We start from the raw sequence: 24184 nt of genomic DNA, 5'->3' as shown, positions 1-24184 counted from the left end.
CACTACCTCCTAATTTTAAAACTAATCTTCTATTTTTTTATAATAATACATAGGTTCTTCATTAACTGTTTTTATACCAATTTGTTCCCATGTACCACTATGCAACTTGCTTATCTCTTCCTCAGAGTTTAATATTGAAGATATAACAGAGTTTTTTTGTAGTTTAGGAACTACTAAATCTTTCCCACCATCATCTACATAAAGTGTATTGTCAACTATCTTAAGTAAATCACCCTGATTTACATCAGAAACTTGAACTCCACCTACAGAACAAATCTCACCATCATAGAACTTGTAAGTATTCCTACCATTCTCTAATAATAAGTTTCCTTTTGCACATTGTATAAAATTATCAGCCTCAGCATCACATTCTAGAGTTACATTTTTAGTATCATTTGCTTTAATTACATGTATTTTACGCTCTAAACCATTTTCTAGAGTATCAACATTATTATTTACCAATACAATATTGCAGTTATCTAAAGTGTCTCCATAGAATATAGAATAAGCCTCTTCTTTTTTGTCTGGAAGATTCTTATAAGTATCATAGTCAACATTTTTATAATATTGGCTACAGTTAGTAAATCTTGCAGTTATCTGGCTATGAGACATTTTTTCAAACATAAATCCGCAGTATCCACATTTATCAACTGCAAGATTCATAATAAGATTGAAACCAAGCCCTTTATTATCAATACCTACTTCTTGAATGTCTTCTATTCTTATGTTGTTTAAGCTGACACCAGTTGTAATTTCCATTCCTTTTTTACATCCATAAATCTTACTACTAGAAAGCATTGATTTTTCTCCAAGTTTTATACCAAGACCACATGAAGTAACAGTAATATCATTTGCAGTAGCATAAAGTGGAATTTCTATTCCTGTTCCTGAAAATCCAGAAATATATAGATGTTCAAAATGTGATAGACCTTGTACTCCTTCTCCTTCTGTTATAGCAGATACATCTTCAGGTAATTTATTTTTTTCGCGATTATCATAGTAAAAGTTAATATTCTTTACAGTTTGATTTTTCTCTGCTAATGTAATGATACTCATATTAGAAACGCCTCTAGTTATAAAATTTGTTGCTCCTATGAATGTTTTTTTATCTTCTTCACTTTCACTTAATTCTGGAACATCTCCCCCATAATAAGAATTTCCTTGAAGTGTTATTTGTTGGCTAATTTTGATACCTTTTTCAAATAAATAGTCACCATTTGGAAAATATATAACGGAATCCTTTAATGATTCATCAGAAACAATTTCTTGTATCATATCACTTACATCTTTTTTTCCAGTAATGTCTATTTCACTGTTTAGTTCCAGCACATTAACCCAGTCTGGAGTTTTAGTTTCAATTGCCATGATTAATTCCTCCTTTTAAAATTTAAATTGTTTGTATTTACAGGAATAAGTGCATTTTAACTATAATCATATACTTCCTGTAACTCCTATACTATCATTAAAATTCATCTTATCAGTAGTTGATTTGTTTATAAAACGTTTATATTTTATATATAATTTATTTATATTTATTTTATAATTTATTCACTTTATAAAATTAGTATTTATATTTATGATATGATAATAAAATATGAAGACTGATGCTATGGATGAAAAAACTAATTATCTAGTTTACCAATTATATACAACAAAAAGCTGTAGGTAAATTTGTTTTACACAAATCTACTTACAGCCTCTAAATGGTAGAATACATTTTAGTCTACTATTTATTTTATCAAGATTATTTTGTCTAGATTATTCTGAACTCACTCTATCAATAAAATTTAGTAAATCTGATACTCTTAAAAATCTCTCTTCACTACACTGACTTGCCCATTTCATAGGCATGATTCATTGCTACACTTTCTTTGATGTCACCTACATGCCAAGCTCCTATGCCATACACTATACCTTTTTCCTTAGCACCATTTAGACATGACGTAAATCCTCTGAATCCTTCTAATGTTCTTTCCATAGCCTGCTCACTATTGTCGGCTGCAGCAACGATGAAATAAAACTCTTTTCCAGAAATTTCAGTGTATCTCGAACAAGTTCTATCAATCATAGTTTTCATCTGTGCATTCATAGTATAAAAATAAACTGGAGTTGCCAAAACAATCACATCTGCTTTAATCATTTTTTCAAGAATTTCTTCCATGTCATCTTTTTGTGAACAGTTTCCACCTTTCTCGTAACAGACTCCACATCCTATACAATATTTAACATCCTTATCTTTTAAAAATATTTTCTCTACTTGGTTTTTAGATTCTAATGCCCCTTGCATAAATTGGTCACATAATAAATCAGAATTACCACCTTTTCTAGGGCTTGCAGACAATACAAGTACACTTTTATTCATAAGACAATACCTCCGTTCTTTGACTCTCACTATTATTTTTTAATGTTTTTTCTTTTTCAATAACTTTATCCTCGTATCCATCAATTTTACTATTTAATCGTTCTAAAGTTTTCTGCATATCTTCAATTCTTCTAGAAAGCTGATTTCGTTGTTCTATTAAAAGTTCTTTTCTCGCTTTGACAGTTTCGTTCCCTTGTTGAAACATAGTTACATATTCAATCAATGTCTCAATTGAAAGTCCTGCACTTCTCATACATTTGATGAAATTAACCCACTCACAATCTTTTTCTGTAAAAGACCTAATTCCACTTTTATTTCTATTTACAGGTGGTATTAAACCAATTCGTTCATAATATCGTAAAGTATCTGCTGAAAGTTCGTATTTTCTACTTACTTCTGAAATTGTCATACAAATCCTCCTCCTTTCTTGATACTGTATAATTTAAAATCGGATTAAATAGTTTAACTGATATTTCATTAACTTCGACTTTTCTATATAACATTAATTATTTTACTTATATTTCATTAACTTCAACTTTTCTATATAACATTAATTATTTCACTTATACTTAATTAACTTCAAGTTCTTTATATATCATTAATTATTTTATAGTAGCAATTATTTTTCAAATATTTCTGCTACATTCTTTAGAGATTCTACAATTTTAATATGTTGTGGACAATTTTTTTCACACTGTTTACATCCAATACAATCTGATGCTTTTCCATAAGTTTTAATGTAGTTATTATAATAAACCATTTGTGTTGAAAATCCAGTATTAAGAGCTTGCTTTTCTGCATTGTATAAAGCAAAATAGTTTGGAATAGCGATATTTTTTGGACATCCTTCTACGCAATACTGGCAAGCAGTACATGGAACTGCAATTGCTTCATTTATAATTTCCACCGCTTCATTTATAACATCATATTCTTCCTGTACAAATGGTTCAAAATTTTGCATATACCCTGTGTTGTCTAATAGTTGTTCCATATTTGACATTCCACTTAAAACCATCATGACATTATCTTTACTTGCTGCAAAACGAATTGCCCATGATGGCACTGACATATCTGGATTATAATCGTTAAATAATTTTTCTGCTCTTTCTGGTATTTTTGCTAGTGTACCACCTTTTACTGGTTCCATAACTATAACAGGTTTATTGTGTTTCTTTGCTACTTCATAACACTTTCTAGATTGTATGCTTTCATTATCCCAATCTAAATAATTAATTTGTAACTGCACAAAATCTACTTCTGGATGCTCATTCAATACTTTGTCTAATAGTTCTGCACTATCATGAAAAGAAAAACCAATATTTTTTATTTTTCCTTCTTTTTTCTTTTCTTCAATAAACTTGAAACTGTCAAATTTTTTAGCTATTTCATAATGTGATACACCAATGTTATGTAAAAGATAATAATCAAAATAATCTACACCACATTTTTCTAACTGTTCATTAAAAATAGGCTCCTGCTCTTCTTTTGTTTTTAAAGCCATTAGTGGTAGTTTTGTAGCTACTGTAAAACTTTCTCTTTTATGTCTCTTTACTAGAGATTCTCTAAGTGCTATTTCACTTTTACCCATATGGTATACATATGCTGTATCAAAATATGTGAATCCTCTCTCTAAAAAAGTATCAACCATATTATTTAAGTAATCCATATCAATACTTGTAGCATCATTTTCGTCTTTTATTGGTAAACGCATTAACCCAAACCCTAATTTTTTTTGTTCCATTGTCCTGCTTCCCCCTTTATGTATTCTCTACTTTAATTTATGTTTTTAAATATTTATAAATTTTCTATAATTATACTTTACTACTTAGAGTTAACTTCAAGTCAATAGTTTTTTTATTTTTTAATTAAATACTATAAAAATTTATCAAGAAATTCCACCTAAAGTAGAATATTTCCTAACAGATTTAGGAATAAACTTTGTCCCTGTTTTAGAACACATGAAATAATGGGGAAAAACCTATTTATCAAATGATAAAAATAATCCATCCTGATTTACATATATTCAATATCGAAAACATTTTCCCAAAGATTTATGATACAATGTTAAATAGTAAAATAAAAGCTTTATATTGAATACTCTTATCTGTTAATTTTAAAATGTTACATTTAATAGTAACTTGATTTTAAGATTATATTTTACTAGTTCATACTAAATAATAAAATATAAGGATTGTGAGGTAAAAAATATGAATAAGAAAAACTTAGCTATATTAGTGGCAGGTATGATGTTTTTTTCTAGCTCTTCAGTAATCTTTGCAAACAACATAACAAAGCAAGAAAGATTAATAGGTAAAACAAGATATGAAACGGCTGTAGAAGTGAGTAAATTAGGATGGGTTCAATCAAAAGTAGCAATTATAGTCAATGGCAACTCTATTCAAAGTGCACTTTGTGCAAATCCTTTTGCTAAATTAAAAAATGCTCCTATACTATTAGTAAATGATAATAGTATAGAAAGTTCAACTAAAACTGAACTTAAAAGACTTGGCGTAGATAATGTATATATAGTGGACAGTGGAAATAGTATATCTAATAAAGTAGAAAATGAAATAAAATCACTCAACATAAAGGTAAATAAAATAGTAGGAAATAATATCTATGAAATGTCTACAAATTTACTTAAAGAAATAGATAAAATAAAAAAAGTGGAAAATGTAGCAGTTGTAAATGGATTAAAGGGGTTATCTGATGCTGTTAGCATAGCTTCTCCATCAGCAATACATAATATGCCTATAATACTAGTATCAGAGGAAAACAGCAATAATAGCAGTATAAATTTCTTAAACAATAGGTCTATAAAAAAATCTTATATAGTTGGTGGAAATAAGATTTTATCAGACAATACAGTAAAAAAATATCCGAATAAAGAAAGAATCAGTGGTTCAGATAGAAACAATACCAATGCCAAAATTATTGAACAATTTTACAAAACCAAAAGTATAAAAAATGTGTTTGTTACTAAAGATGGTATGAACAAGGAAAATGCACTAGTAGACGCATTATCAATAGGAGTATTGGCAGCCAAAGAAAATTCTCCTGTAATAATATCTAATGGCACTCTTGTAAACAGCCAAAAAGATTTTATTAACAATAAAGACATAAAAGAAGTAACACAAGTTGGCGGAGGTGATAACCAAAAAGCATTTGAGGATATCTTAAAGCTAAAAAATGTCGATATAAGAAATAAAACTAAAAAAATATCTTTAATTGAAGCTAAGGAAATATTAAAAAAAGCTGTTCCAGAAAGTAATGTTTTAGTTTGTTACTACGACCAAGATGATAATAAATACGACAGTAAGGTTATAAAGGATAATATTGTATATGAAGTAGAAATAGATGCCTACTCTGGTAAAATAATAGAAATTGAAAAAGATGATGATATAAATAATAATTTAGGTGTCAAAAATATATCTTTAGATAAAGCTAAATCTATAATACTAGATGCCATTCCTAATAGTAATTTAATATACTGTAAATATGATGCTGACGATAATGAATATGAGGCTAAAGTTGTAAAAGATAATAAAACATATGAAATAGAGATAAATGCATTTGATGGAAGAATTATAGATATTGATATGGACGATGATTATGATGATAATGATTATGATGACTTTGATAATAATCACAATAATAGTGATTCTAATAACAATAACTCTATAATTAGCATTGAAAAAGCTAAGTCAATAATGCTAAACAAAGTACCTGGTGGTAAAATAGTAAAATTTGAATATGATAAAGATGATAAAGAATATGAAGGCGAAATAATAAAGGGAAATAATGAATATGATATAACAATCAGTGCAATCACTGGAAAAATATTAGAATATGAAGTTGATACAGTATAGTATATAACTCTAATGATATAGTTTATAAAAATTTTCTTATTTATTACTGTAATTTAAATTTTATATTACTGGAATTTTAAAAATTCCAGTAATATTTTTTATTATTAATAACACTAATAATCCTATTTTCTATACATATAATATATCTGAACATAAACTATATCTAAATTTTAGATTTTTCATAATATCTATTCTAGTATATCTCTTATCCACTTATATCTCTTATCCACTATAATCACTTTTTATTTAAGTAAGTCTTGAATTCATGACCAAATAGAATCTCTGGCTTTATATCCACTAGCGTAGGAGTCTCCTTCCAGCTCTTCACTCTTGATTCTATAACTTTATAAAAATCTTCTAAGCTATGGCCTTCTTTTCTTCTTTCAGCTATAAGTTTATTATCTGTTTCTGAATCAAACCTAAAACTTTCCCCTGACTCTTTATTTAACTTTTTTATAATATTTTCATAAATACTTTCTATATAGCAGTATTCCTCTTCCACATCAGTATTTTTCTTGGAGTTCTTTTTTAATAACTCTTTTTTTAAATTTTTTTTTAATAATTCTTTTTTCTTTGTTACATCTTCTGTTTCATCTACAGTATGAAGTTCTGGGTCATAACCCCATTGTCTATACTCTTTATCTACATAGCTATACATATTGGTATCACTGGTCTTATCTTTGTCATACTTATATTCATGTTTTGATACCTTTTGGCTACTATTATTTGTTTCATTAATATTTTCTAATATATCTTCAAAAAAACTTCTACGTTTCTTTATTACACCTGTATCATTACTTTCAGAGCATATATAACTATATACAGAGCAACAATTTCCCTTCACTCCTCGACTTATTAGTCTCAATATTCCTAAATCTATAAATTCATTTACAAGCCTACTTATTGTAGATATTGATAAATCAAGGTCAGATGCAGCCTTTCTTACAGTCATCATAAACTGTCCCCTTGGTAAAGTTCCCCTTAATCTTTGTATGTTTTCTTTTCTCATTATATAGTGATTAAACCTTATTTTGTTTACATCACTTCGCTCGTTAAAATATAATACTGCTGAATTTAATTGATAAAAACCATTGTTCATATTCTTATTCCCCCAATTCAAATAAATAGTTGTTTGTAAGTATTTTTGTATTTCTTAATAATTTATTAGATGATTATATTTTATTAAAAATCATTCTTCTATATTTTTCATTTTAAAGTTTTAAAGGCTCTATGTTAATAGATGAGATTTAACTTTTTTATTTAAACAATAAATTTAATAATTTTTTTAATATAAATATTTTATTATTTAGTAAACATTTTCTTGAAATTGATATATTGTTCTTAGTATCAAAGTTTACACCCCTACTAGATATTAAGTTTTTGTCTATGTTATAGTCTCTAACTTTATATAAATGTATAATCAAATATACAATCTAAAAATATATCACTATGTTATACTAAGTGTTACAAAGTAAGATAGAAATTCTCTTATAATATAAATTGTTGTTATATATAAGAAAAACTCCTAATAAAAAATCTATTTAACATTTTTTTACTTTAAATTTCACATACTCAACGCTTTATTTACTATAAATAAGGGTATTTAAAATATATATTTTTACAATAAGGAGGTATACTTATGACCGATTCCCAAATTAAAAAAGAATACTTACGTCGTATTTGCAAAGTACAAGACTACATAGAAGAGCATTTGTATGATTCTCTTTCTCTTGAAGAGCTTTCTAATATAGCAGGTTTTTCAAAGTTTCATTTTCATAGAATTTTCAAAGCGATAGAAAAAGAAACATTGTCACAGTATGTAAATAGGTTAAAACTAGAAGGAGCCACTTCTTTTCTTATTCATCGTACTGATATGACAGTTACTGATATTGCACATTATTTCGGTTTTACTGATTCCGCAGTTTTTTCGCGAGCCTTCAAAAATTATTATAAGATAAGCCCTATAAAATATAGAAACAATTATAGCAAGAATTGCAAAGAACCATATAAAATTTCTCAGTATAATAGACACATATCAAAACTTAAATCTAAAAATAAGAGAGAGGTTAAGGGAGAAATTGAAATCTTAGAACTTGATAATGTAAATACAGCTTATATTAGATACACTGGGTCATATGGAAATTTGGCCAGTCACTTTCCAAAGATTGTAGAAAAACTCTTTGATTATGCAAATGAGCAGAATCTAATTGAACTTGAAAAGACAAAGATATTAGCTATTTATCATGATAATCCTCAATTTACACAAGAACATCATTTGAGGACTAGTATTTGTATGACAATTCCAGATAATATTGTTGTCAAAGAAAATAGCGACCTTGGCAATATTACAATACCTTCTGGGAAATATCTGGTGGGACATTTTAGTATTTTTCAAGATGAATATAGTGATGCTTGGGATTTTATGTATAATGAATGGCTATCAAATGATGAGCATAAACTACGTAATTCTTTTCCTTTTGAAGTATATCTTAATGACCCAAATAGTCACCCACAAAATAAACATATAGTTGATATATATTTACCTATAGAGCCTTTTTAATACTATGATTTCGCTTAACCTCTTCTTATATTAATGATTAAAACATACTAATTTTATAGTTTGATAAAATTAATAAAATGAGGTGAATTAATGAAAGAAATAAAAATCAAAGGTGCAAAAATACATAACCTAAAAAATATAAATATCTCTATCCCCAAAAATAAGTTTGTAGTTGCAACAGGTGTTAGTGGTTCAGGTAAATCCAGTCTTATGTTCGATATTGTATTTGAGGAAGGGCGTAAACAGTACTTACAGTCCTTAGGCATACTTTCAGGCATTGATAATGAGAATAAATTTGACAATATTCAAGGATTAGCTCCTACTATAGCTGTTAAACAAAATATCATCCGTCAGAGTAATCCTCGTTCAACAGTAGGTACTAGAACCAATATTATTAGTATGCTTACACTATTATATGCAGGAGAAGGACAAGTAATATGTTCTGCGTGTAACACTCCTGTAGACAACAATCTTATTTGTAATAATTGTGGTAATAAAGAAGAACGCTTAAGACCAAGTTATTTCTCATATACCTCTTCAGATGGAATGTGTATGAAATGTTCTGGACGTGGAGCATACTTTGAGATTAATATTGAAAAACTTATCTTGGATAAGCGCACTACCCTAAAAAAAGTTTTGGATAGAGCCCAAATCACACCAGGATATTTGAGAGTGTTATCTAAAAAATTCAAAGATTACTTAGATATACCATTCTTACAATTGCCTGAGGAAGTACAAAACGAGGTACTATATGGTCACTATGAAAATGGAAAACAAAGTTCTTCTTTAGCAAAAGTACTTCATGGTCGTCACCAAAGAGGTGAAGACTTAAATGGTATTTATAGCATGACTACTTGTTCTGAGTGCCATGGTTTTAAAATTGGTGAAGAAGCACGCCAAGTTTTATTAAATGGAAAGCATATTGGTGAACTTGGAAAGATGAGCATTTTAGAAGTTCATGAATTCCTAAAGTCATTATTGAATCAAGACAAACTAACTATTCTAGGTAAAAATTTAATAGCTGATATTTTAATTAAGACAAATAATCTAATAAAGGCACGACTAGGTCATCTGTCCTTATACAGAGAGATGTCAACTTTAAGTGGTGGAGAAATACAAAGGCTATTTTTAAATTCTCACCTTGATTCAGAGATGGACTCATTAATTTACGTACTTGACGAACCAACTGCGGGATTACATGAATCCGAAAAAATCGACATTCTAAAATCCATTAAAGATTTAAAAGATTTAGGTAACACTGTCATTGTAGTTGAACACGACAAAAATACAATTAATATGGCAGAACATATTATTGATATAGGGCCAAAAGCTGGTATTGAAGGTGGACAATTAATATATCAAGGAGATTTAGAAGGTCTACTTAAGTCAAATGAATCAATTACTGGACAATATATCTCAGGAAAATACTCCATGCCTACTAGAACATCATCTAAAAATATTACGGACATTGAAAAAATGCATTGTATAGTTGTTCAAAATGCAAGTACAAATAATCTTAAAAACATTACTGCATCATTACCTTTAGGTGCTATGGTTGGAATAGCTGGAAAATCTGGTAGTGGAAAAAGTTCCCTTATATCAGATACATTACTCCCTCTTCTTAGAAGTTACTTCAACAATCAAGCAAGTAATAATAAAACCACTATTAAAGAAAATGAAGTAAGTAATGAGGATGATTATACAATTGTAGAAACTATTGCTGATAAATTAAGTGGTACACAATATATCTCTGGATATTCAGAAATATCTCAAACTCCTATTGGTAGAAATATGAACTCAACTCCTGCCTCTTATATTGGGATATGGGATAAGATACGTGTTTTATTTGCAGGTCAACCAGAATCAATAAAACAAAATTTCACTGCTGGGCATTTTTCATTCAATTCAAAAGGTGCTTGTCCTAAGTGTAGTGGTAGTGGATATGAAAAAATCTGGTTGGGAAATAATTTAAGTATGGACAGTATATGTAATGAGTGTCATGGAAAAAGATTTAATGATGAATCCCTATCCATTAAATATAAGAATAAAAATATCTATGATGTCTTAAATATGAGTGTATCTGAAGCTGTTGTTTTTTTTGAAGATACTCCAAATATTGTTTCACACTTAAAAGTACTAGAACAAATTGGTATGGGTTATATAAAACTAGGTCAACCTACCCCTACTTTAAGTGGTGGAGAATCTCAAAGAATCAAGCTTGCAAAAGAGATTGGTAAAAAACGAAAAGGCAATATCCTCTATGTGTTGGATGAACCCACTACTGGTCTAAGTCTGTATGATACTGCTAAACTAATTCAATTGTTGGATGAATTAATCGAAAATGGAAATTCTGTAATTGTTGTTGAACATGATATAGAAGTTCTAAATACTTGTGACTGGATTATTGAACTTGGTCCAGAAGGAGGAGACAAAGGCGGATATATCATTGCAGAGGGTTCTCCTCAACAACTAAAAGAAAACTCAAAGTCTATAACAGGGAGGTATTTATAATGGATAAAGGTTACTGCTTAGATTTGAAATTTGAAAATATAGACCCTTCAAGTGTTGGAATGGATTCAAAAAAACTTTCACAGCTTGAGCCTTTAATAATCTCACAATATAGCAATATAAACGCAATAATCATAGCGAGAAGAGGAAATATCGTCTTTGAAAAATATTATAATGGTTATAATGCTGACGATACTTTTCATGTTGCATCTGTCACAAAAAGTATCATATCAGCCCTAATTGGTATCGCAATAGACAAGGGTTATATAAAGGATGTTGAGCAAAAAGTTGTTGATTTTTTTCCTGAATATAATTGTAGCCCTGCTGATATATACAAAAAAGCAGTAACTATACGCCACTTGCTTACGATGACTGCACCATACCCTTTTAAAAATACAACTGAATCATTAGAGAGACTTTCTAAACAACGAGATTGGGTAAAATATGCCCTAAATCAACTTGGTCAAAACAAAAACATTGGAACTTTCAAATATTCTTCAGCTGGAGTTCACCTACTTTCAGCTATTATTACAAATACTACAGGAAAGTGTGCTCGTGAGTTTGCTAATGAACATCTATTCAAACCTATTGGTATGAGAGAAATACCCGATTATGATATAGAAAATTTTGATTTTGAAGATTTATTTGGAAAAAATCTTAAAGGTTGGGCAAAAGACAGGCAAGGTAATACTGCTGGTGGCTGGGGACTTACATTGAGTGCCAGAGATATGTTACGATTTGGTTCTCTGTATTTAAATGATGGTATTTGGAATAATAAATGTATTATATCTAAATCATGGATTGAAGAATCAACCAAAATGAATTCCAATGAGTATGGTTATCTATGGTGGCTATGTGAAGAAGATGGAACTCTTTGGTATTCAGCAATGGGAGCTGGAGGAAATGCCATCTGTTGTATACCAAAGTACGATTTGGTTATAGCAATACCATCTAAGATAGTTTTTAAACCTCGTGATAGATGGCAGCTTATTAAAAAACATATACTTACTTCTATAATAGAATAGTTGTATATGGAATGATTATAACAACCCTCCACTATAACACCAGACTTTCGTTTAGTGATATTATTGTTGATGCTATATACACACAAGAGGAGTTGAATATAAATGAATACCTACACAACATCAGAAATAGCAGATTTAATTGGTATACATCCTAATACAGTACGTTTATATGAAGAACTTGAACTAATACCTAAACCTAAGCGTAATCCTAATGGCTATCGTATTTTTAACGATTTTCATATAGAGCAATTTAAATTTGCTCGTACAGCCTTAAAAATTGAAGTTACGCAAAGAGGATTGAGAAAAAATGCAATTGAGATTGTCAGAACATCAGCAAATAAAGATTTTGACAAAGCTATTTCTCTTGTTAGTCATTATTTACAACAATTAGAAATAGAAAAATCAAATGCTGAGGAAGCAATCAATATTGTTAAAGAAATTTTAAATGGAAACACACAAGAGACAGACAAGTTATTTTTAACTAGAAAAGAAACCTCAGAATACTTAAAGGTTACAATAGATACTTTAAGAAATTGGGAAATGAACGGGTTGTTAAAAGTAAAAAGAAAGCAAAATGGTTATCGTGTATATACTGATGAAGATATAAAGCGCCTTAAAATTATTAATTCGTTACGCTCTGCAAACTATTCTCTTTCAGCTATTTTAAGAATGTTAAATGCTTTGTCTTGTAATCCCAATGCTAATATTAAAACTGTTATTGACACTCCAAAAGACGATGATGAAATTATCTCAGTATGTGACAAATTGATAACCTCATTGAAAGAGGCGGAATACAACGCAAAAACAATGAAATCTCATCTTCAAAGCATGAAAGAACAATTTTCTTAACCCTCCACTCTAACTCCATACTTTGATTTGTGTGTTATTCTTAAGAGCAAGAAAAATTAAACACACAAATCAAAGGAGGAATAGAATGGAAAACAAAAATACTCATTTTACATGGAAGCAAAAAATCCTTACCTTTTTAGTGAGCCAATATATTTCCCTATTTGGTTCATCACTTGTACAGATGGCAATGATATGGTATATCACACTTCAAACGTCATCAGGCATATGGGTAACAATCTTAACTGTATGCTCCTTCATACCACAAATGCTAATATCTTTTTTTGCAGGTGTATGGGCAGATTACTATAATCGAAAAATACTCATCATTGTATCTGATACTATAATCGCTGCTTCTACACTAATACTACTTATGCTTATGATGTCAGGAATTAAAGGAGAAAATGAATTAATCGCAATTGCTGTTGTATCTATTATTCGTTCTTTAGGAAGTGGTGTACAGACACCTGCTGTAAATGCACTGATTCCTCAACTTGTGCCAGAGGAACACTTAATGCGTTTTAATGGTATGAATGGCAGTCTTCAATCTATAGTTCAATTTATAGTTCCTATTGTATCCGCAGCAATTCTTGGTCTAGGAAATAAAATATCTCAAGTACTTTTAATTGATATTATTACTGCAATTATTGCTATTGTATTACTCTGCTTCATTAAAATACCTAAACATAATATAATAAAACAAACTGAAAAAGTATCATTTTTAACAGACATGATATCTGGAATAAAATACTCTTTTTCGGATAAATTTATTAGAAAAGTAGTTTTTACTTATGGCGCTTTCATTTTTCTTTGCGTACCATCAGGCTTTCTTATAGGATTATTGATTGAGCGTACATTTGGTAAGGGGTATATTTATCTATCTATTATTGAAATGATTGGCTTTTCAGGTATGGTTCTAGGTGGATTAGTTATAGGAATATTTGGTGGCTTTAAAAATCGAAATAAGACATTTTTCTTGGCAATGTTATCTTATGCTATCTTTTCTATTATTTTGGGGTCTGTTACACAAGCTTGGCAATTTTTCATATTCATGTTTTTTACCAGTTTTTCAATCCCAATTATTCAAGCAACAGCTATGACCATGTTGCAAGAACATGTAGTACCAGAAATGCAAGGTCGTGTATTGGGCTTACCTACTATTATATATACTGGTCTTATACCTCTTGGGATGATACTCTTTGGACCACTTGCTGATATGGTATCTATTAATTTCTTGATTATTGTTTCAGGTGTAATAATTGCATTTTTTGCTTTATCTATTCCTTATTCAGGACAATTTTATAAGCAAGGCATCTTTAAATCAAAAGAAATTAAATAATATGCTAAAGAAACTAAGTAATATACTAAAAAAATTAAGTAATACACTAAATAAACTAGGTAATATACTAGATAAATTTTAATTGTTCTATTTTGATTTTTATACATAATACACTAAGATAGTTTTAATCACTACAATAGTTTTAATTAACCTAGTTCAAATTTTATAGACCTCCGTTTCATTTACATATTCATTTTCATCAAGAATTAAATGAAACGGAGAAAAGCTATATGCCAATAAGGCTATTATTATTTTGATTCCTTTTTAGCATGACACTCAGAACATTCAGAGTCATGTAAAGAAATAATGCCACCACAATAAATACAAGTCCATTTTTTTAATTCTGCTTCCATCAAAGTAGTTATTCCAGACTCTTTAGCTAAAATATTATTTTTTATAAGGCTCTCTTCGTATCTTTTATTGTAACTTTTTTCCAAGTTTTTGACCAATTTGCATGGAAATTTTTCACACTCAAAACAGTATGTAATCTTTTCTATCTTTGTACACTCTTTTATATTACACTTTCTGCAATGTTCTGGTTTCCCCAAGTCACCTGCATAACATCCCTGACAAGGTTTCTTTGAATAACAATGTTTATAACAGACTTTACAGTTCATCCCACAGGGAGCAAACATAATATTTTCAATCTTATTGGGCATTTTCATAATACATTATTCCTTTCTATAATATTCTTAATTATTGAGTCTTCTTAATTCTTTAACTACTCTACTTTAACTACATTTAAGGCTTACATCTTCCCCACTATACCATGTTGAAATAAAATATTTCTCCTATTCTTGATAAAAAGCTTCTCTATACTCCTAAATCTGTGATTATTGAAATCATGAAGTTTTTGAACAATCTTTTTATAAAAAATCATTTTAATGAGATACTCTCATACATCATAACATTTTATAATCATCAGCCCCATACTCATAGCCTTTTAATTTATCTTCTTCTTCACCTTTAGCTGTCAACATAATAATAGGTATATTAGTCATTTCACGTGAAACTCTACATACTGAGAATCCATCTAAATATGGCATCATAATATCCAATATCATTAAATCTATATCATTATTCTTTAGTATTGTAAGTGCTTCTACTCCATCATCAGCAGTTATGCAAGTATATCCTCCTTTTTGCATATATTCTACAATAATATCTTTCATTCTTTTTTCATCTTCTACTACTAATATTTTAGCCATTATTATTTTATCATCTCAGTTTTTTAACTTTATTTTAGTTTATATTAATTTATTTTATAACTATTTTTTAGAAAATAATATGTTTATAAAAATAACCTACCAATTTATAAAAATAGCCTGCCAACTTTGATTCATGTTGGCAGGCTAAGAATTTATAAAATACTTATTATATTATTTTAATACTAGTTTATTTTTTTGATTAAAATATATTCTAAAGCAAATCTCTTCAATTAATGCATAAATTGCACTTGTTATAAAATATAGACCTAGGGCTACTGGAGTTCTAACAGTTATTATAAGACTCGTTATAGTAGTCATTATAATCGTTTGTTTGTTAAATGTCCTGTGAGAACTCACCTTAAAATATGGTATATAATTTATTAAATTTGGAGCTAGCATAGTTAATGTGTATATACAAGGTAGTATAAATAAATTATCAGCTGTATTTAAATTAGCAATCCAAGGAATTATAACTGTCGTAAATCCCTTTGGCATGTTTAAGCATACATGATACAGTGCATATATTACTGGCATTTGTAGTAAAATTGTGGAACACCCAATCATACTCTTCATACTTTCCACAGAGTGCATCTGTAGTTGCTTTTCAAGTTCTTTAGCATTATCCTTATATTTTTCTTTTATATGTTCCATCTTTTCTGCCAATTCTTGTTGTTTTTTCATAGAAAATCTTTGTTTTAATGACAATGGCATTAGCATCAACTTTACTATTAAAGTTATAAGTACTATTGCAATCCCAAAATCTCCTGTAAAACTAAATAATATATTTAATACCTCTTGTAGTATATTTGAAATGAAATCCATTCTATTCTCTCCTTTTATCTTAAATTCTTGAACTGTAATAGAATCACTTCAAATTAAAATATACTATAATACCTCCAAATATCATATTTTTGAAAAACAATATAATGCTTAGGCAATCTTTTTTCAGAATATGTAAATCTATTTATAAATATGTTTTTCCTTAAAACATATTTAATTTTATGATATAAGAGGTCTTTACAAAAGTAAATTATGCATCCAAGGATAGATACTAATAATGTCATATAAATTAGTATATATAACAGATTATCCATATCAAATCTCATTACATCACCTCATAAGTATTTATTTTTGTTTTTATGTTTATGTTTATGTTTATGTTTATGTTTATGTTTATGTTTATGTTTATGTTTAAATAATTATAGTATGTTAATCTCTTAATGTCAATATTTTTATACACTATCTATGCTATCCATCCACACCTAAAAGAGTTGGCTTTGTGCACTAGGTTGTAAATATACAAGTACTAATACCTTGATAAAACTACATTAAATTTTCAGTGTTATTTTTACCAGAATTCTCATGCTCTACTTCTAAAGACAATGACTTTTTTCTAAATTAATGATAAAATAATTAAAACAATTCTTCTATATGTGAATATGTTTTTTGTAAACATAACGTAAATATCTTTTATATAAACAGATTTTATCTAAATATATTTTTAAAACTAATATAATCTTTAAAATAAAAACCTTACTTGGAAATATCAACAAAAATAAATGGAGGTTACTACAATGATAAGCAATTCTATATCGAAAAGACGTAGCATTAGAAAATATAAAAATCAAAATATTTCACATGAAACTATAGAAAAAATAATTGAAGCTGGAATAGATGCACCTTCATCTAAAAATAGACAACCATGGAAATTTATTGTTGTCACTGAAAAAGAAAAAGAATCTATGCTTAGAGCTATGAGCAAAGGTATTCAAAATGAAATTGATAACAATGGACTTCTTCCAGAAAGTCGTCAACATATTGCAGGAGCAAATTATACTGTTGAAATTATGAAACAAGCTCCCATAACAATTTTTATTTTAAACAAGTTGGGAAAATCACCTTTAGAAAACTTATCTGCTGAAGAACGTTTTTATGAAATGGCAAACATACAATCAATCGGAGCTGCAATTCAAAATATGTCTCTTACAGCTGTAGAATTAGGTTTAGGTAGTCTTTGGATTTGTGATGTGTACTTTGCATATCGTGAATTATGTGAGTGGTTAGATACAGATAGTCAATTGGTTGCAGCAATATCGTTAGGTTATCCTGATGAACAACCAGCAAAAAGACCTAGATTAAAGTTAAATGATGTAACTGAATGGAGATAAATAACTATTTATAATTAAAATATGGTAAGTAAATTCAATAAAAATAATTTACTTACCATAAAAAATAATTTGATTACTATGCTGTTAGAACTATTGAAGATTATCTTATACCTCTACAATCTCCTTATGATTACTCACTACTTTATTTTGCTTTATAGTCAATGATTTCATTTCATGAATTGCAAAATATATGCATACCATTGCAGCAGCGGCGTCCGCTATTGGCCCTGCATACATTACTCCATCAATACCCATAAACATTGGTAAAATCACTATTAATGGAATTAAAAACAGAATCTGACGAGTCAAAGAAGTAAAAAGTCCCAGTACTGATTTCCCAATTGATGTAAAGAAAGTTGATGATACTATTTGAACACCATTTATAAATGTTAAGAACAAGAAAGTTCTAAAATAATGTTCTGCAAATATAAAGTAAGTTTCATTCCCATTACCAAATATAGATGTAATTTGTCGTGGGAAGAATTGGAAGCATAAGAATGCAATAACAGATATAACAGTTGCACTTCCTACTGCTAACTTATATGCTTCTTTTACACGATTATATTTTTCAGCTCCATAATTGTATCCTATAATTGGTTGCATCCCTTGTGATATACCAATAATTATAGATATAAAAATCATATTTACTTTAATAATGATACCAACACAAGCAAGTGGAATTTCACTTCCATAAACTGACCTAGCTCCGTAATATGCCAACGTATTATTCATAACTATTTGTGTTACAGTCATTGCTAATTGGTTAAAACATGAACTTGAACCTAGCGCAAATATATGTTTATAAATTATACTCTCTAATTTAAAACTTTTCTTATGTAGTTTAATATGTTGAAAATTCATTACATAATAAACACTAAAGCCAAAAGATATAAGTTGACCGATAACAGTAGCTAAAGCAGACCCAGCAATTCCCATATCAAGCACAAATATGAATAGTGGATTTAAAATTGTGTTAATAACTGCTCCTACCAACATACAAAACATAGAAGCTTTTGGTTTTCCATCAGCAAGTATCAACTTACTCATTCCAGTAGACATTATAAGAAATGGCAATCCAATTGATGTAATCTTTGTGTATGTGTGTGCATAAGACAATATTTCTGATGTGGAACCAAAGAATTTCAATAGTGGTGTTAAAAATATTGATACTATTATAAACAAACTTATTCCAAAGATAGCCATTAGACAAATAGAATTTCCCGCTGATTTTGTAGCTTTTTCTGAATTTTTAGCACCTAATTCTAATGAGCACTTAGATGCTCCACCAATACCTAATAATAAAGCAATTGCAGTACATATTGTTGTTAGTGGAAAGCTAACATTTGTAGCAGCATTACCTAACACTCCAACACCTTGCCCTATAAAAATTTGGTCAACTATGTTATATAACGCACTTACTAACATTGCTATAATGCTAGGTATTGCATACTTAGTCAATAATTTTGAAACTTTCTCATACTCCAATGGTTCTTTATATTTTTCTTCCATCTTCCTTCGCCTCCAATTTTGCTTCTTCATTCATATCAATAGCTATAAAAGCAGTCTTTTTTAACATTGACATGAACAACTCTTGCTCTTCTTTTTTAAATGAACTTAACAATTCCTCTACATATCCATTCGTTATTTTTATTATTTCATCATAACATGCCAAAGATTTTTCTGTAGGATACAGATGCCATGTTCTTTTATCTTTAACACTTGGTTCTCTAGTGATAAACCCTTCTTTTTCTAGGTTTGCCAAAGCTCTTGTTATATTACTAGGATTTACAAGAATTCTTTTAAATATAGTATCCTGTGTAATACCTGGATTACTACATATGTGTAATACATAAAAATATTGGCTATTATTAATTCCAATATCAGCCAATTTCCTATCAATATAGTTTGCGTTATATCTATTTATAATGGAAACCCATTTTAATAGCTCTCTCATGTTCTCTCCTTAATATTGTTATTTATATTTTTGTTGCGAGCGCAACAATCTATTTGCTCATGCAATTATTTTACTGCTAAATTTACACTTTGTCAATAGTTCCTAATTCTTAATTCCTTTTAAGCTGTCATGTCAATGTGACATAATATAGTAAATTAGACAAGATGCAAATCCACAGAATTAAAATTAAATGACAACAAGTAAAATCAAGCCATAACTTCTCTATTTCGTTATAATGAATGTAGGGTAATTGAAACGAGGTGAATAGTTAAATGTATGAGTGGCAACAACAAATTCAGATAATCATTGACGAGATTGACAAATGTATTAAAAATTACAACGGCGAAGTCTTAACGTTACGCTTTCTTTCTCGCAAATTAGGATATTCTGAATTTTATACAACGAAAAAATTCAAAGAAATATCGGGTATGCAGTTTAGAGATTACTTGCGGAATAGAAAATTAGCCTTTGCATTAAAAGAGGTTAGGGACAGTGATAAGAGTCTATTGGACATTGCTTTTGATTATGGATTTTCATCACATGAAGCTTTTACCAGAGCTTTCAAAAGAACTTATGGTGTAACACCAAGTGAATATCGAAAAAATCCTAAGCCAGTCGTTCTTCGTACAAAAATAACCCCTTTTGACCGCTACTTTTTAGGATTAGGAGAAATAGGAATGATTAAATCAACAGATGGTGTCAAGATTTATTTTGCAACCATACCTGCACATAAATTTTTGTACATTAAAAACAATGAAAGTAACGGGTATTGGGATTTTTGGAGAAAACAAAACCTTATTCCAGGACAGGACCACGAAACAATTTGTGGTTTGCTCGACAGCATCAAGGGTAAATTGGATGATGATGGTGGAAGCGAAGCTAACTGTGGAAGTGGTCAGATTATGGCTTATATAAACAGTCCAGATGGCAGGCTCTGCGATTGGGGTATTCTCCGTACAGAGTGTTGGGGCGTACGACTTCCTTTTGATTATAAAGGGGAACTTCCGCCACAAATGCTTATGATTGATATTCCTGAAGCCGAGTATATCATCTTTGAACATGGTCCATTTAATTATGAACAGGAAAATTGTAGTGTTGAAGAAAAGATTGAAATGGCTATGGCAACTTTTGATTACATTGGTAAGGGTTACTGTCCTGATATTACCCCTGGAAGAATCATGTACTTTTATTATAACCCAGACCAGTATTTTAAGTACATTAGACCTGTGAAAAAGATGTACGCCTATCCACTGTAAAATCCAAACTAAGTAGATAAGACGTACTCGATAAAATAAAATTTAAGGAGGAAAATTAAAAATGACTAAGTCTATTTGCGGAGTTGATTGTAGGAAATGCGAATTGAGTAACACTTGTAATGGATGTGCTGAAACGAAAGGTCATCCTTTTGGTTCAGAGTGCTTGGTTGCATTATGTTTGAAAGAAGGTAAAGATGCTCTATACAAATTCAAAAAGAATTTGATTGCAGCATTTAATGCACTTAATATACAAGATATGGAAGAAGTCACAGAACTTAATGCACTGAAAGGCTCTTTCATTAACATTGAATATACCTTGCCAAAAGGGCAGCTTGTAAAGTTTTGGGACGATAATAAAATTTACTTTGGAAATCAGCTTAGCAAAAAAGACAGTGACAGATATTATGGAATTATTGCTGATGAAAAATATCTCATGGTATCTGAGTATAGCGTTTATGATTCTGATGCTGAAATTGTAGTATTTAAGCGTTGGATGTAAATGCAAATTGAAAGTTGAATCAAAGATTATTTATAATAGATGGAGGTTCTTTAAGTTAGAAAAATATATTGCTCTTTTTCGTGGCATAAACATTAGTTGTAAAAACAAAGTGTCAATGCCATTATTAAAGGCGGCATTTGAAGGTATGGGATTTTTGAATGTTAGCACCTATATCAATAGCGGAAATGTTCTTTTTCCAGTGAAAGCAACGATAAAAGTGAATGCCAGCACTACAAAAAAATTATTTTTGTTATCTAGCAAGTAAATCTATTATGGGCATAACATGGAGTTCCCAAATTTCAGTTTATCTTTATCATTGACTGACTAGAAAATTTGAAATTGACTAGAAGGTTATAACTGGATGGAAGTAGTTAAATTTGCAAAAAAACAGCTATACGAAAGCATCTGGAGCTATGACAATACCATAAAAGGTTAATAATCTAACGTCGTCATTTGTACAAAACTAAGAAAAAAATAGAGACTGACTCAGACAATCCACAATATATTGGCTGTTTGGGGTGTTGGCTATAAATTCAGCGAATAAAAACCGCAGATTGTATATAATTCACTAATTAGTGAATTATATACAATCTGCGGTTTTGTGCACTATTCAAATAATTTATATGCTTTTAATCATATTGTCATGTCAAAGTTCTTATGTAAGTGGTAAATTCAACTCTTAAAACTTAAGATATGATAATAAACCTAGTGTTTAAGCGATAATCTGTATTTCTGTTTAAAACTTAATTTAAAAACATATTGACAGTCTACCCATTATTTGTAATAATTAATATATCAAAACGATATATAACTAAACAATATATACATAAACGATATTAGGAGGCACTATGTTAGAATACATTATTTTAGGATTTCTGATGGAAAAAGAATTAAGTGGATATGATTTAAAACAAAAGATGTCACAAAGTACTTCATACTTTTTTGATGCTAGTTTTGGTAGTATTTATCCTGCACTTAAAAGATTAGAAGAAAAAGATTATATCTACTATCGCGAAGTTATAGATGGGGGCAAATTAAAAAAACTATATTCCATAACTGATATAGGGAAATCATACTTTCTCGAGTGGTTAGAAAAACCAATTAAATTTTCTAAGACAAAGCATAACCACCTTGTTAACATATTTTTTTATGAGTACTTACCTAAAGAAATAATTGAAACAAACTTAAAAATGTTGATAGCTGAAATTGAATTACTTTTAAATAAATTAGATGCACAAAAAACTGAGGTAGAACAAAATTGTTGTATTGACCAATACACATGTATGTATTTCACAATGATTTATGGCGTTGACTATTATAGTTTTGTAATTAATTGGTGTAATAATTTATTAAAAAAAATTGTAGGATAGAATTACAAAAGTCAACCTACATAATATAAAGGGGGTAAAACTTATGAGACTTTTAATACATGATTTAACTGAAAAAGATTTAGATAATTTATTACCTAAACTTGATAACAATATAAAAATACTTTCAAACACTGAAGAAATCCACAAGTGTATTGGTTGTTTTGGTTGTTGGATTAAAACACCTACTACATGTGTCATAAAAGACTATTACAGAAATATGGGTAAATTGATAGCTGATTCTGATGAATTTATTATAATAAGTAGATGTTGTTATGGTGGATTTAGCCCATTTGTCAAAAATATACTTGATAGAAGTATAAGCTATCTCCTTCCATACTTTGTAATAAAGAATAATGAAATGCATCATAAAAATAGATATGAAAAACAGATAAATTTAAAGGCTTTATTCTATGGGGATTGTATTACAGATACTGAAAAAGACACTGCTACTAATCTAGTACGTGCAAATGCTGTAAATCTCAATATGAAGGAACATTCTGTTTCATTTTTTAAAAATCCACAAGATGTAAGAGGTGAATCTTTATGAATATAGTAATGATAAATGGAAGCCCAAAAGTAAAAGAAAATAATTCACAATACTTTTTATCTGAAGTAGAAAAACTTATACAAAAGGATAATGACATTCTCACATTTAAAATAGACAATGTATCTAAATATCCTAAAGCTATTGAAGCCATACTTACTTGTGATAGGTTAATAATTGCATTTCCTCTTTATGTAGATGGCATTCCTTCTCATTTAATTCGTTTTTTAGAGGAATGTGAAGAATGTGCGAAGAAACTAAATAAAAAATCTATTCCAGTATATGCAATAGTTAACTGTGGATTCTATGAAGGGAAACAAACTCATTTAGCAATTCAAATGATAGAAAATTGGTGTAAAAGGGTTAACTTTACATGGGTTCAAGGGATAGGAATTGGTGGAGGAGAAATGCTAGGTTCATTACAATCTACTCCTTTAGGTAAAGGTCCCAAAAAAAGCTTAGGAACTTCATTAGGAGAACTATCAAAGAATATACTTAGTAACAACATAGATAGTAACACTTCTAGTAAAGATAATATTTTTATATCACCTAACTTTCCTAGATTTCTATTTAAATCTATGTCTAATTATCATTGGACTCCTCAAGGTAAATCAAATGGACTGACTAAAAGTGATATATTAAGAAAATAAAAAATTAATATTAAAATAAATTTTAC

The 24184-nt window shown here is 29.1% G+C and carries 24 protein-coding genes; 14 read left to right on the top strand and 10 right to left on the bottom strand.

Features of this window, described 5'->3' with window-relative positions:
* Positions 1–21 precede the first annotated feature (21 nt).
* The 4 genes from IC213_RS06535 to IC213_RS06520 form a co-directional block, all read right to left on the bottom strand.
* Positions 22–1365: a glycoside hydrolase family 55 protein gene (locus IC213_RS06535; protein WP_227862866.1), complete on the bottom strand. Its 1344-nt coding sequence runs from the start codon at positions 1363–1365 to the stop codon at positions 22–24.
* Between the two features lie 457 nt (positions 1366–1822).
* Positions 1823–2362 carry a flavodoxin family protein gene (locus IC213_RS06530; protein WP_227433759.1) on the bottom strand — a complete coding sequence of 180 codons (540 nt, stop codon included), beginning with the start codon at positions 2360–2362 and terminating at the stop codon, positions 1823–1825.
* Positions 2355–2771, bottom strand: a complete 417-nt coding sequence (locus IC213_RS06525; protein WP_227835559.1) for a MerR family transcriptional regulator — start codon at positions 2769–2771, stop codon at positions 2355–2357. The genes IC213_RS06530 and IC213_RS06525 overlap by 8 nt, the downstream gene beginning before the upstream one ends.
* Before the next feature lie 210 nt (positions 2772–2981).
* Positions 2982–4103, bottom strand: coding sequence for an aldo/keto reductase (locus IC213_RS06520; protein WP_227835110.1), 1122 nt, complete (start codon positions 4101–4103; stop codon positions 2982–2984).
* Between the two features lie 133 nt (positions 4104–4236).
* On the opposite strand from IC213_RS06520, the gene IC213_RS21265 reads away from it, so the two are divergent.
* Entirely contained in the window at positions 4237–4329 is a 93-nt protein-coding gene (locus IC213_RS21265) for a winged helix-turn-helix transcriptional regulator (protein WP_227433990.1), read from the top strand.
* Between the two features lie 240 nt (positions 4330–4569).
* The gene (locus tag IC213_RS06510; RefSeq protein ID WP_227433756.1) at positions 4570–6231 is read left to right on the top strand and encodes a cell wall-binding repeat-containing protein; all 1662 of its coding nucleotides are present in this window, start codon (positions 4570–4572) and stop codon (positions 6229–6231) included.
* 235 nt (positions 6232–6466) lie between these two features.
* Here the strand turns inward: IC213_RS06510 and IC213_RS06505 are convergent, their stop codons facing one another.
* The gene (locus tag IC213_RS06505; RefSeq protein WP_227831551.1) at positions 6467–7330 is read right to left on the bottom strand and encodes a conserved phage C-terminal domain-containing protein; all 864 of its coding nucleotides are present in this window, start codon (positions 7328–7330) and stop codon (positions 6467–6469) included.
* 540 nt (positions 7331–7870) lie between these two features.
* Here IC213_RS06505 and IC213_RS06500 point away from each other — a divergent pair.
* The 5 genes from IC213_RS06500 (at position 7871) to IC213_RS06480 (ending at position 14509) form a co-directional block, all read left to right on the top strand.
* On the top strand, positions 7871–8791 hold the full coding sequence (locus IC213_RS06500; protein ID WP_227433754.1) for an AraC family transcriptional regulator: 921 nt from the start codon (positions 7871–7873) through the stop codon (positions 8789–8791).
* Positions 8792–8881: 90 nt separating this feature from the next.
* Positions 8882–11302 carry an excinuclease ABC subunit UvrA gene (locus tag IC213_RS06495; protein WP_227862865.1) on the top strand — a complete coding sequence of 807 codons (2421 nt, stop codon included), beginning with the start codon at positions 8882–8884 and terminating at the stop codon, positions 11300–11302.
* A complete protein-coding gene (locus IC213_RS06490) occupies positions 11302–12324 on the top strand; it encodes a serine hydrolase domain-containing protein (RefSeq protein ID WP_227433752.1) in 1023 nt (340 codons plus the stop codon). The genes IC213_RS06495 and IC213_RS06490 overlap by 1 nt, the downstream gene beginning before the upstream one ends.
* A gap of 102 nt (positions 12325–12426) precedes the next feature.
* The gene (locus IC213_RS06485) at positions 12427–13173 is read left to right on the top strand and encodes a MerR family transcriptional regulator (RefSeq protein WP_227433751.1); all 747 of its coding nucleotides are present in this window, start codon (positions 12427–12429) and stop codon (positions 13171–13173) included.
* 85 nt (positions 13174–13258) lie between these two features.
* The gene (locus IC213_RS06480; protein WP_227835551.1) at positions 13259–14509 is read left to right on the top strand and encodes an MFS transporter; all 1251 of its coding nucleotides are present in this window, start codon (positions 13259–13261) and stop codon (positions 14507–14509) included.
* Between the two features lie 248 nt (positions 14510–14757).
* On the opposite strand, the gene IC213_RS06475 is transcribed toward IC213_RS06480, so the two are convergent.
* The 3 genes from IC213_RS06475 to IC213_RS06465 form a co-directional block, all read right to left on the bottom strand.
* Entirely contained in the window at positions 14758–15174 is a 417-nt protein-coding gene (locus IC213_RS06475) for a DUF3795 domain-containing protein (RefSeq protein WP_227433750.1), read from the bottom strand.
* 237 nt (positions 15175–15411) lie between these two features.
* The gene (locus IC213_RS06470) at positions 15412–15717 is read right to left on the bottom strand and encodes a response regulator (protein ID WP_413926682.1); all 306 of its coding nucleotides are present in this window, start codon (positions 15715–15717) and stop codon (positions 15412–15414) included.
* Positions 15718–15888: 171 nt separating this feature from the next.
* On the bottom strand, positions 15889–16539 hold the full coding sequence (locus tag IC213_RS06465) for a membrane protein insertase YidC (RefSeq protein ID WP_227862864.1): 651 nt from the start codon (positions 16537–16539) through the stop codon (positions 15889–15891).
* A gap of 752 nt (positions 16540–17291) precedes the next feature.
* Between IC213_RS06465 and IC213_RS06460 the strand changes: the two genes are divergently transcribed.
* Positions 17292–17885, top strand: a complete 594-nt coding sequence (locus IC213_RS06460; RefSeq protein ID WP_227824460.1) for a nitroreductase family protein — start codon at positions 17292–17294, stop codon at positions 17883–17885.
* A 105-nt stretch (positions 17886–17990) separates the two neighbouring features.
* Here the strand turns inward: IC213_RS06460 and IC213_RS06455 are convergent, their stop codons facing one another.
* The gene (locus tag IC213_RS06455; RefSeq protein WP_227862863.1) at positions 17991–19394 is read right to left on the bottom strand and encodes an MATE family efflux transporter; all 1404 of its coding nucleotides are present in this window, start codon (positions 19392–19394) and stop codon (positions 17991–17993) included.
* Positions 19378–19839, bottom strand: a complete 462-nt coding sequence (locus IC213_RS06450) for a MarR family winged helix-turn-helix transcriptional regulator (protein ID WP_227433746.1) — start codon at positions 19837–19839, stop codon at positions 19378–19380. The genes IC213_RS06455 and IC213_RS06450 overlap by 17 nt, the downstream gene beginning before the upstream one ends.
* A 272-nt stretch (positions 19840–20111) precedes the next feature.
* Between IC213_RS06450 and IC213_RS06445 the strand changes: the two genes are divergently transcribed.
* From IC213_RS06445 to IC213_RS06420, 6 genes are all read left to right on the top strand, one after another.
* Positions 20112–21095, top strand: coding sequence for a helix-turn-helix transcriptional regulator (locus tag IC213_RS06445; protein ID WP_227433745.1), 984 nt, complete (start codon positions 20112–20114; stop codon positions 21093–21095).
* A 61-nt stretch (positions 21096–21156) separates the two neighbouring features.
* Positions 21157–21594, top strand: a complete 438-nt coding sequence (locus tag IC213_RS06440) for a DUF3795 domain-containing protein (protein ID WP_227433744.1) — start codon at positions 21157–21159, stop codon at positions 21592–21594.
* A 7-nt stretch (positions 21595–21601) separates the two neighbouring features.
* Positions 21602–21859 (top strand): DUF1697 domain-containing protein, encoded by a 258-nt coding sequence (locus IC213_RS06435; RefSeq protein WP_227433743.1) that lies wholly within the window; start codon positions 21602–21604, stop codon positions 21857–21859.
* Positions 21860–22442: 583 nt separating this feature from the next.
* On the top strand, positions 22443–22964 hold the full coding sequence (locus tag IC213_RS06430; protein WP_227835103.1) for a PadR family transcriptional regulator: 522 nt from the start codon (positions 22443–22445) through the stop codon (positions 22962–22964).
* Positions 22965–23007: 43 nt separating this feature from the next.
* Positions 23008–23511, top strand: coding sequence for a flavodoxin family protein (locus tag IC213_RS06425; protein ID WP_227835102.1), 504 nt, complete (start codon positions 23008–23010; stop codon positions 23509–23511).
* Entirely contained in the window at positions 23508–24158 is a 651-nt protein-coding gene (locus IC213_RS06420; RefSeq protein WP_227433740.1) for an NAD(P)H-dependent oxidoreductase, read from the top strand. Before IC213_RS06425 ends, IC213_RS06420 begins: the two co-directional genes overlap by 4 nt.
* Positions 24159–24184: the final 26 nt, after the last annotated feature.

This window comes from Clostridioides sp. ES-S-0049-02 (assembly GCF_020658465.1).
Classification (GTDB): Bacteria; Bacillota; Clostridia; order Peptostreptococcales; family Peptostreptococcaceae; genus Clostridioides.
The sequence above is the reverse complement of the archived record's forward strand: the minus strand, read 5'-3'. Positions and strand labels throughout refer to the sequence as shown.